1 protein-coding gene is annotated in these 1,393 nt (G+C 66.5%); it reads right to left on the reverse strand.

The genetic code is table 11. The features are described 5' to 3' along the window. Window positions 1–42: 42 nt before the first annotated feature. Window positions 43–1,308 (reverse strand): IS256 family transposase, encoded by a 1,266-nt coding sequence (locus tag JOL79_RS33520; RefSeq protein WP_372446826.1) that lies wholly within the window; start codon window positions 1,306–1,308, stop codon window positions 43–45. Window positions 1,309–1,393 lie beyond the last annotated feature (85 nt).

Consider the following 1,393-nt stretch of genomic DNA (forward strand, 5'->3'; position numbering starts at 1 on the left):
CGGGCCTGTCCAGCGAACGGTGTAACTCGGCTTCGGTTTGTTTTAGCGGCGGGTTGCTGACAGTCGGCCTTCGAAGGTGATCTCGAAGGCGTTCAGGGCGGCCTTCCATCGGTTCATCCAGCGTTTGCGGCCCTTGCCCGTCGGGTCCAGGCTCATGATGGCCATGTAGACGCACTTGAGCGCGGCCTGCTCGTTGGGGAAGTGGCCGCGGGCCTTGACTGCACGGCGGATCCGGGCGTTGACCGACTCGATCGCGTTCGTCGAGCAGATCACCCGGCGGATCTCCACATCAAAGGACAGGAACGGCACGAACTCCGCCCAGGCGTCCTGCCACAACTTCACGACCGCCGGGTACCTACCGCCCCAGACCTCGGCGAACTCGGCGAACCGCTCGAGCGCGGCGGCCTCGGTCGGGGCGGTGTAGACCGGCCGCAGCGCCTTGGCGATCGCGTCCCAGTGCTGGCGTGCGGCGTAGCGGAAGGAAGCGCGCAGCAGGTGCACCACGCAGGTCTGCACCACGGTCTGCGGCCAGACCTGCTCGATGGCCTGCGGCAGCCCTTTGAGTCCGTCGCAGACCATCATGAGCACATCGGCGACGCCCCGGTTCTTGATCTCGGTCAGCACGTGCAGCCAGAACTTGGCGCCCTCGCCACCGTCGCCGGCCCACAGCCCGAGGATGTCGCGCTCACCGTCGGCGGTGACCGCCAAAGCCACGTAGATCGGCCGGTTGGCGACCTGCCCATCACGGATTTTGACGTGGATGGCGTCGATGAACACCACCGGGTAGACGGGGTCCAGGGGGCGGTTCTGCCACTCGGTCATGCCCTCGATCACCTTGTCGGTGATGGTGGAGATGGTCTGCTTGGACACCTCCACCCCGTAGATCTCGGCCAGGTGCGCCGAGATCTCCCCGGTGGTCAGGCCCTTGGCGGCCAGCGAGATGACCATCTCATCCACACCCGACAGCCGCCGCTGCCGCTTGCGCACGATTTTCGGCTCGAAGCTGGCGTCCCGGTCACGGGGCACGTCGATCTCGACCGGCCCGACGTCGGTGATGACCGTCTTGGTCCGGCTGCCGTTACGGGAGTTGCCGCTGCCGCGACCGGCCGGATCGTGCTTGTCGTAGCCGAGGTGGTCGGTCAGCTCGCCTTCCAGCGCCGACTCCAAAACCAGCTTGGTCAGCCGGCCCAGCAGCCCGTTCTCCCCGACCAGCTCCAGCCCCTCGGCGCGGGCCTGGTCGACCAGGCGGGCCACCAGCTCACGATCCGACGCATCATGCTCTTTCCGCGCCACCGCGGTGTCCTCCAGGTCCAGCGCCTCAGACTGCTGGATCACCGTACTCGTCACAGGTGTCTCCTTGATCAGGAGTTACACCGTTGTTTGTACAGCCCCG

Source organism: Microbispora oryzae (assembly GCF_017896165.1).
In the GTDB taxonomy this organism is placed as follows: domain Bacteria; phylum Actinomycetota; class Actinomycetes; order Streptosporangiales; family Streptosporangiaceae; genus Microbispora; species Microbispora oryzae.